The organism is Gudongella ferriphila, assembly GCF_046224405.1.
Taxonomy (GTDB): Bacteria; Bacillota; Clostridia; order Tissierellales; family Tissierellaceae; genus Gudongella.
On the sequence record NZ_JBJXRK010000049.1, the window covers coordinates 1 to 7,798 of the forward strand.

The following is a 7,798-nucleotide window of genomic DNA, read 5'->3' on the forward strand; positions in this document are numbered from 1 at the left end:
CCGCGCTCTCTTGAGGCGACTTGATTAGTATACCATGTATACCAACCCTGTGTCAACATCTTTTCTGAAGTTTTTTATGTCGTTTCCCTGATGGTCTTCCGAAAAGAGACAACTTGTCTATAATACACCCTAATGGATCTCTTGTCAAGGATAATAATGAAATTAAAATTGATTTTCTATCCTTTTAAAGACTCCTTGCCATGACAGCTTTTCTATTTCACTTTTATAGGGTGCAAAACTATTATACCCGTCATTATGAATATTAATCTGTTTATCCAATGTTTTTTTTAAATTAAATACAAACTGGTTGTAATCCTCCTGTAATGGTGTGTCAATATCCATCATTCTGGGAAGCTTGACAAATTGAACAAGACCAGAAGATGTTATTTTTTCACCCATATATCCCCTTAATCCTGGAATATCCGTTGAAACAACCATAAGACCACAGGCAAGTGCCTCCATGGTGACAAGGGGCAGTCCCTCATAATAGGATGGGAGAACAAAAATATCCGAGGCTCTAAAAACACCAGCCAGCTCCTCATGGCTAACTGCCCCTGTGAACCTGACTCCAAGCTCCTTGCCCCGCTTGACTATATTGTCCCTTTCCTCCCCATCACCGCTTCCCACTATTGTAAGATTGACTTGATTTGACTGGATAAGGTGCTCATATGCTTCAAGCAGGGGCATAAGTCCCTTTGCATAGCTTAATTTTCCTGCGTAAACCATCCTTGTAACTTCGGATCCCTTCCTGTTTTCTGAAGGATAAAATATTTCCTCATCATAACCTCCACCAGCTACATGGATCCTATCTATGGGCACATTGTACAGTCTTTCTATTGTGGCCATCTGATCAACAGTAAGAGCAAAAATCCCCTTGAGCTTCTGTATTCCGCTGACAACTTTTCCCCCCAGCCAGGGCACCTTGTGAAGCTGTCTTATATCTGTTCCATGGCTTATTCCAAACACAGGTATGTCTTCTGCCACTGTTGCCGCTATGGAGGTAGCCAGCCAAAGATGATTGGAGAGGATGATGTCCGGACTGAAATTCTCCAGGGCATTTATAAGCTTTTCAGTGAATTCCCGCTCCCATCTGGATATGTCCTCCAAGGTCATTTCCTTGTAGACACTGCTACTGTATGGCATCTTGTCGCTCATTCCAATTATGGGGAATGGAATTTCAGGAGTGTTGAATTGGACCATATCAGCATACTCCAGAGTGGGGTTGCTGTAATTCAATCCATCCTGGACAGCTCCAAGAAGTCCCTGAACATAACCCTCCTTGTGGGCTTCAGCTATCATTGCCTTTAGATATGTTCCGCTTCCGGTTTTTCCCGGGTACTGGGATGTGATATGCAGTATTTTCATGGACTACCTCCGTGTATGAAAAGAGACCCGCATATTTATGGGCCTCTTTAGAATCTTTTTTACTTGTTGGTAAACTTATTAAGGTTGTCATTTCTCAGCTGACCACTTAGTACAGTTTTGCCCCTGCTGGAATATGTGGGTCAACCATTAAGAGATTCAGTCTTTCCACCCCATCTTCTTCATGAATGGCACTTATGACCATACCGAAGGAATCAATTCCCATCATCTTTCTTGGTGGAAGATTTGTGATTGCAATAAGTGTTTTACCCATAAGCTCCTCTGGTTCGTAATACTCGCGAATTCCGCTTAAGATAATCCTTTCAGAGTCTGAACCGTCATCCAGGGTGAACTTCAAGAGCTTCTTGCTCTTTGGAACCTCTTCGCAATTTATGACTTTCACAGCACGGAAGTCTGACTTGCTGAAGGTTTCAAAGTCTACATCTTCTTCAAATAGGGGTTCTACCTTAACCTTTGAAAAGTCTATCTTTTCCCCAGTCTCTGCAACTGGATCCACTCCTGGATTTGAGGCTTCTTCTCCGCCTATTGGCTTCATGGTCGGGAACAGCAATATGTCCCTTATGCTTGGCTGATTTGTAAGAAGGATTATCATCCTGTCTATTCCTATGCCGAGACCACCAGTTGGGGGCAATCCAACCTCTATGGCGTTGATGAAGTCAGTATCCATTGGATGGGCTTCGTCATCCCCATGCTCCTTCTGCTTAACCTGGTCTTCGAATCTTTCCCTCTGGTCGATTGGATCGTTCAGCTCAGAAAATGCGTTTGCCAGCTCCCATGTGTTTATGAAGGCTTCAAATCTATTTGTGATTCTAGGGTCATCGGGATTTCTCTTTGCCAATGGTGAGATCTCAACCGGGTGACCTGTTATGAAGGTAGGCTGAATCAGGTGACTCTCACAGAACTCCTCGAACATTTCAGATATTATGTGTCCCCTGGTCATATTGTTGTCAACATCCAGGCCCTTTGCCTTGGCGATTTCCCTTGCCTCTTCGTCAGTATCAATTTGGGAGAAGTCAACTCCTACGAATTCCTTTACGGCATCTGCCATGTCCATTCTGTTCCAAGGTGGTGAAAGGTCAATTTCAGTTCCCTGGTAATTGATCTTTGTCGTACCCAATGCCTTTTCCGCAACAAATGCAAACAGGTTTTCAGTCAACCTCATCATTTCCTCATAGTCCACATATGCCTGGTAAAGCTCTATGCTGGTAAATTCCGGGTTATGCTTGGGACTCATTCCCTCGTTCCTGAACATTCTGCCCATCTCATAAACCTTTTCAAAGCCACCTACAATAAGTCTCTTCAGATAAAGCTCGTTTGCAATTCTCAGATACATATCCACATCCAAGGTGTTATGGTGGGTTTCAAATGGTCTGGCATTGGCTCCACCGGCTATGGTGCTAAGAATTGGAGTTTCAACCTCCAAAAATCCCCTGTCGTCAAGGTACTCCCTAACAGCTTTTATAATTTTGGTTCTAAGTATGAAGGTATCCTTTACCTCAGGGTTTACGATCAGGTCAACATATCTCTGTCTATATCTTAGATCCTGGTCCTTAAGGCCATGGAACTTCTCCGGAAGTATCTGAAGTGATTTTGTTAGAAGCACTATTTCAGTTGCCCTTACTGATATCTCTCCGGTCTTAGTCTTGAATATTGTTCCTTTTGCTCCGATTATATCTCCAAGGTCCAGGTATGACAGGTCTTCGTACTCTTCCTCGCCAATCAGGTCCTGCTTTGCAAATACCTGAATTCTTCCTTCGCTGTCCTGTAGATCAATAAAGCTTACCTTTCCGTGTCCCCTTCTGGACATGATTCTCCCTGCCACTGATACCTCCTTGCCCTCAAGATCCTGGAAGTTCTCCTTGATCTGAGTGCTGTAGTGGCTGTAGTCATACTTTTCTATCAGAAAAGGATTCTTGCCTTTTTCAATAAGCTTAGCCAATTTTTCTCTTCTTATCTGCAGCATTTCATTTAAGCTTTGTTCACCTGTTTGCATACTATACCTCCTTGAATTTATCGGTTAATCTTCTGGATCTGGTATTTTATCACTCCATCAGGTACCTGTACATCTACAACATCTCCAGCCTTGCTTCCAAGAAGAGCCTTTCCAACCGGTGATTCGTTTGATATCTTGCCTTCATAGGGATTAGCTTCGGCGGAGCCCACAATTGTGTATTCCATTTCTTCGTCGTATTCCACATCAAGAACAACAACCTTGGAGCCTATGCCAACGATTTCCGTTGAGATCTCCTCATCCTCAATTAGCTTCGCATTCCTTAGGATTGCTTCTATCTTTGCTATTCTCTCCTCCAGCTTGGCCTGCTCGTTCTTGGCCTGGTCGTACTCTGAATTTTCACTGATATCTCCAAAGTCCAGCGCAGTTCTGATTCTTTCAGCTATCTCTTTTCTCTTTACGATTTTTGACTCTTCCAGTTCCTTCTCAAGCTTAGCCAATCCCTCACGGGTTAAAAAAACGTCCTTCTCTGCCATTAAACTCTCTCCTTTAATAAATATAAAAATAAGGGTCTCCCCTTTTCTTCCCTCAAATATGCCGTTTTAATCCTATAAATTACAACTTTTCCCTTATTGTATGCAACATATTATATGCATATAAAACGCTGTTGTCAAGTGTTATAGCCCACTATGGGAATTATCTTCCTGTGACAGGTGCTCCATGTAATTTCTAAGCAATGCTTCTATCTTGTTCCTGTCCACCATTGTATTGATCTGATTCTTGATTTCGTTGGAGTTTCGCATCCCCTTTATATACCAGGCAAGCTGTTTTCGCATTTCTCTTACTCCTATCCGCTCACCTTTCATCTCGCAAACCATGTTCATGTGTCTTATGCCGGTTTCCAGCACCTCCATAGGGGATGGCTTGTTTGGCTCCTTTCCTTCAAGAAGCTGATTTATCTGTCTGAATATCCAGGGATTGCCCATGGCACCCCTTCCAATGGCAACACCGTCGCAGCCTGTCCTATCCATCATTTCAATGGCATCCTGTGGAGTGAAGATGTCTCCGTTTCCTATTACAGGAATCTTTACCGCATTCTTAACCTTTCCGATGTAGTCCCAGTCTGCCTTCCCTGCATAGAACATGTCCCTTGTCCTCGCATGTACAGTGACTGAGGCCGCTCCGGAAGCCTCCGCTATCCTTGCAATCTCAACTCCGTTAACTGAGTTCTCATCCCAGCCTTTTCTGATTTTAACGGTTACAGGCTTGTTTGAAGCCTTGGCTACGCTCCTGATGACCTTTTCAGCCAGCTTTGGATCCTTCATAAGCGCGCTTCCATCACCATTCTTGACAATTTTGGGAGCAGGACAACCCATGTTTATATCAATGATATCTATGTCATCTCTATTATTCAACTTGTTTATTACAACATGCTCCATGATTTCCGGCTCCGAACCGAATATCTGTAGGGAGACCGGTCTTTCCCTGGGGTCGATTTGGGTCAGGCTGTCTGTCTTCTTGTCATTGTAGTACATGCCCTTTGCACTTACCATCTCTGTTACTGTAAGCCCCACTCCCATTTCTTTGCAGATTATCCTGAATGCAAGGTCTGTCACCCCTGCCATGGGAGCCAGCATCAATTTGTTCTCTATGTTAAAGCTTCCTATTTTCATGGTTCACCTCTCGTAAAGAAACAGTAAGTAGAACATCCCTACTTACTGTTTCTATCATATATGATTCTTAATCCTTCCAATGTTAGATACTTATCGTTATATTGAATATATTTACTCTCTCCTGCAATCAATGTGGAGAAGCCTCCTGTGGCAACAACCTTTACCTCATCCATGGTATGATTCATCTCCTTGACCATTCTTTCGATAAGGGAATCCACCATTCCAGTGAAGCCGTAAACAAGTCCAGATTGAATGCTACCGATGGTGGTCTTTGAAATCACCTTATCCGGCTTGATTATTTCAACCTTGGGAAGCTTTGCGGTTCTAAGGAAAAGCGCTTCTGATGCTATCTTGATTCCCGGTGTAATTATTCCACCCAGGTACTCTCCCTCCTTGTTAACGAAACAGAAGGTTATGGCAGTACCAAAGTCCACGATTATTACCGGTCCACCATATTTCTCATAGGCGGCTACGGCATTCACGATCCTGTCTGCACCCACTTCCTTAGGGTTGTCATACTTTATATTCATCCCTGTCTTTACCCCAGGGCCTATAACTATTGGATCCTTACCGAAGTATCTCTTGCTCATTGCCGGTAGGGTATGCATCAAGGTAGGCACAACAGACGATATTATTATGTCATCCACATTGTTTGAATCTATCCCGTGATATTTGAACATCTGATCAAAAAGAAGACCGTACTCGTCGGAGGTCTTTTCCTTGTCAGTGGATATTCTCCAGTCATAGACAAGCTTGTCTCTTTCATAGGCTCCAAAAACTATATTTGTATTTCCTACATCTATTACCAATAACATGGGCTCACCCTCTATCTTCTTCTTTTTACTGCACTGACTACACTTGTTACTATAATTATTGCAATTATTGACTCAGGAATTCCGTTGGTTATTCCTATTCCGACTATTACCTTTCTGGCAAGTTCAACGTCCTGACCAAGTGCTTCCACAAACCTTTCACCGAAGAATACATATATCATTGTAAGGACGCCCACTGTGTTTGTCATTGTTCCAACAACCGCAGCTATAACGGTGTCCAGCGCCTTGCCCTTTAGCTGGGTAGCTGTAAGGTATATCATGCCGATTGTTAAGATCAGCAGTCCAACGTTCATAAGTAAAGGCCAAATGCTGGTGTAATCAATAATGCTAAGATATATCCCTCTTGAAAGGTATGCAATTATGGCTGCCCATATCAAGTAGAGCATGCCCATAGTTCCCCTTGTACCAAGCTTGTTAAGGCCCTTGTAGGTGTAATAGGCGGTTATTCCTATTAAAATCCTAGGCAGTACTGAAACTATTGGATTAAGAAATACAAAACTCACTGGCGTCGGTGCTGTTATAGCCTGATAAATACTGAACATGCCAAATATAAGTCCCACAAACGCCCCTACAATGGGACCTTCCACTATTGCCCCGATTATTACCGGTATGTGCATTATAGTTGCCCTAGTGGGTCCCACGGGAATAAATCCCAACGGCGTCATCCCCAGCACAACTGAAATTGCACCCAGCACTCCAATGATTGTAAGCTTCCTGATGTCAAAACGATTTCCTTTTTTCATTATTATCCCTCCGCTCTGGTTCCCATGGATACCAGTCGATTCAACAAGTTAACATTCCTACAGTCCGACTCCAATTTACAGGATGCCGGCTTTTCAACAGTAACATTATATAGGTTGACCCCATTAATTACAATACCTTTTCCGTTATTTCCCGGGCAGATATCATATTTTGGTAGGAATCTGCAGCTCTTACAGCATTGATCACTGCCTTTTCAACAGCCTCTGCAGCCATCATGGCAACAAGATTCAGATCTGCCTGTACCTTGTTTGTTCCCATAACAAAGATGGTATCACCATCTACAGCAGTATGAACCGGATTTATTGACCTTGCCAGCCCATTGTGGGCTGTCTGTGCAACCTTGTTCCCCTCAGCCTTTGTGATGATGGCATTTGTTGCAACAACGCCTATGGTTGTATTGGTATTTGCGAACTGAATATTATCCTTTGATTCCTTCATGATGGACTCGGTTGAAACAAGATGATCCATATTATAGTCATATGCACCAGCTATTTGAACATTTCCATCAAATATATCCCCAAAGCTGTTGACTGTTATCAAGGCACTTACAACAAGTTCACCAGCCTTGACAGTCGCACTTCCTATTCCAGATTTCATTGAGCCTCCCGGTCCCAGTATCTTGCCGACGGTTGCCCCTGTTCCACAGCCTACACAGCCCTGTGCCCTTTCCTCTGAACTTGCCTTCTTTGCTGCCAGATAGCCCATGGCCTTGTCAGGTCTGACCTTTGGATCTCCTATGAGAAGGTCAAATATCACAGCGGATGCAACAATAGGGACCCTTGTGACCCCAACATCGAACCCCACTCCCTTCTCCTCAAGATAATCCATCACCCCGGATGCAGCCTCCAGACCAAAGGCTGAGCCTCCTGCAAGCACAACCCCATGGACCCTGTCAACCATCTTTTCAGCCTTGAACAGATCGGTCTCACGTGTGCCTGGAGCAGAGCCCCTCACATCAACACCTCCAGTTGCTCCCTCCTCACATATGACAGCTGTACAGCCCGTCATTGCCTCCTCTGATGATGCATGACCTACCTTTATTCCTTCAACATCTGTAATATATCCTGGATACATATCTTTCCTCCCACTTTTTGGTAGATATTCTTTACCCTTATTAGGCAAAAAACAAACAAACTCACCCTCTTACGAGGATGAGTCGAATTATTTAACCGAAGAACATCAGTAGCATTCCTGCT

7 protein-coding genes are annotated in these 7,798 nt (G+C 43.6%); all 7 read right to left on the reverse strand.

Going from position 1 to position 7,798, the window contains the following annotated elements; all coding sequences use genetic code 11:
• Positions 1–162: 162 nt before the first annotated feature.
• Positions 163–1,365, reverse strand: coding sequence for a glycosyltransferase (locus ACKVDP_RS13410; RefSeq protein WP_409229405.1), 1,203 nt, complete (start codon positions 1,363–1,365; stop codon positions 163–165).
• A gap of 106 nt (positions 1,366–1,471) precedes the next feature.
• Positions 1,472–3,376: a lysine--tRNA ligase gene (gene lysS / locus ACKVDP_RS13415; RefSeq protein WP_409229406.1), complete on the reverse strand. Its 1,905-nt coding sequence runs from the start codon at positions 3,374–3,376 to the stop codon at positions 1,472–1,474.
• Positions 3,377–3,393: 17 nt separating this feature from the next.
• Entirely contained in the window at positions 3,394–3,870 is a 477-nt protein-coding gene (gene greA / locus ACKVDP_RS13420; RefSeq protein WP_409229407.1) for a transcription elongation factor GreA, read from the reverse strand.
• A 141-nt stretch (positions 3,871–4,011) separates the two neighbouring features.
• Positions 4,012–5,007 carry a tRNA dihydrouridine synthase DusB gene (gene dusB, locus ACKVDP_RS13425; protein ID WP_409229408.1) on the reverse strand — a complete coding sequence of 332 codons (996 nt, stop codon included), beginning with the start codon at positions 5,005–5,007 and terminating at the stop codon, positions 4,012–4,014.
• A 38-nt stretch (positions 5,008–5,045) separates the two neighbouring features.
• Positions 5,046–5,822, reverse strand: coding sequence for a type III pantothenate kinase (locus tag ACKVDP_RS13430; RefSeq protein ID WP_409229409.1), 777 nt, complete (start codon positions 5,820–5,822; stop codon positions 5,046–5,048).
• A gap of 11 nt (positions 5,823–5,833) precedes the next feature.
• Positions 5,834–6,583, reverse strand: a complete 750-nt coding sequence (locus tag ACKVDP_RS13435) for an ECF transporter S component (protein ID WP_409229410.1) — start codon at positions 6,581–6,583, stop codon at positions 5,834–5,836.
• A 127-nt stretch (positions 6,584–6,710) separates the two neighbouring features.
• The gene (locus ACKVDP_RS13440; RefSeq protein WP_409229411.1) at positions 6,711–7,676 is read right to left on the reverse strand and encodes a P1 family peptidase; all 966 of its coding nucleotides are present in this window, start codon (positions 7,674–7,676) and stop codon (positions 6,711–6,713) included.
• Positions 7,677–7,798 lie beyond the last annotated feature (122 nt).

Coding starts and splice junctions, on each gene's coding strand:
- ACKVDP_RS13410 (WP_409229405.1), bottom strand. CDS start 1,365: ATGAAAATACTGCATATCACATCCCAGTACCCGGGAAAAACCGGAAGC.
- lysS (WP_409229406.1), bottom strand. CDS start 3,376: ATGCAAACAGGTGAACAAAGCTTAAATGAAATGCTGCAGATAAGAAGA.
- greA (WP_409229407.1), bottom strand. CDS start 3,870: ATGGCAGAGAAGGACGTTTTTTTAACCCGTGAGGGATTGGCTAAGCTT.
- dusB (WP_409229408.1), bottom strand. CDS start 5,007: ATGAAAATAGGAAGCTTTAACATAGAGAACAAATTGATGCTGGCTCCC.
- ACKVDP_RS13430 (WP_409229409.1), bottom strand. CDS start 5,822: ATGTTATTGGTAATAGATGTAGGAAATACAAATATAGTTTTTGGAGCC.
- ACKVDP_RS13435 (WP_409229410.1), bottom strand. CDS start 6,583: ATGAAAAAAGGAAATCGTTTTGACATCAGGAAGCTTACAATCATTGGA.
- ACKVDP_RS13440 (WP_409229411.1), bottom strand. CDS start 7,676: ATGTATCCAGGATATATTACAGATGTTGAAGGAATAAAGGTAGGTCAT.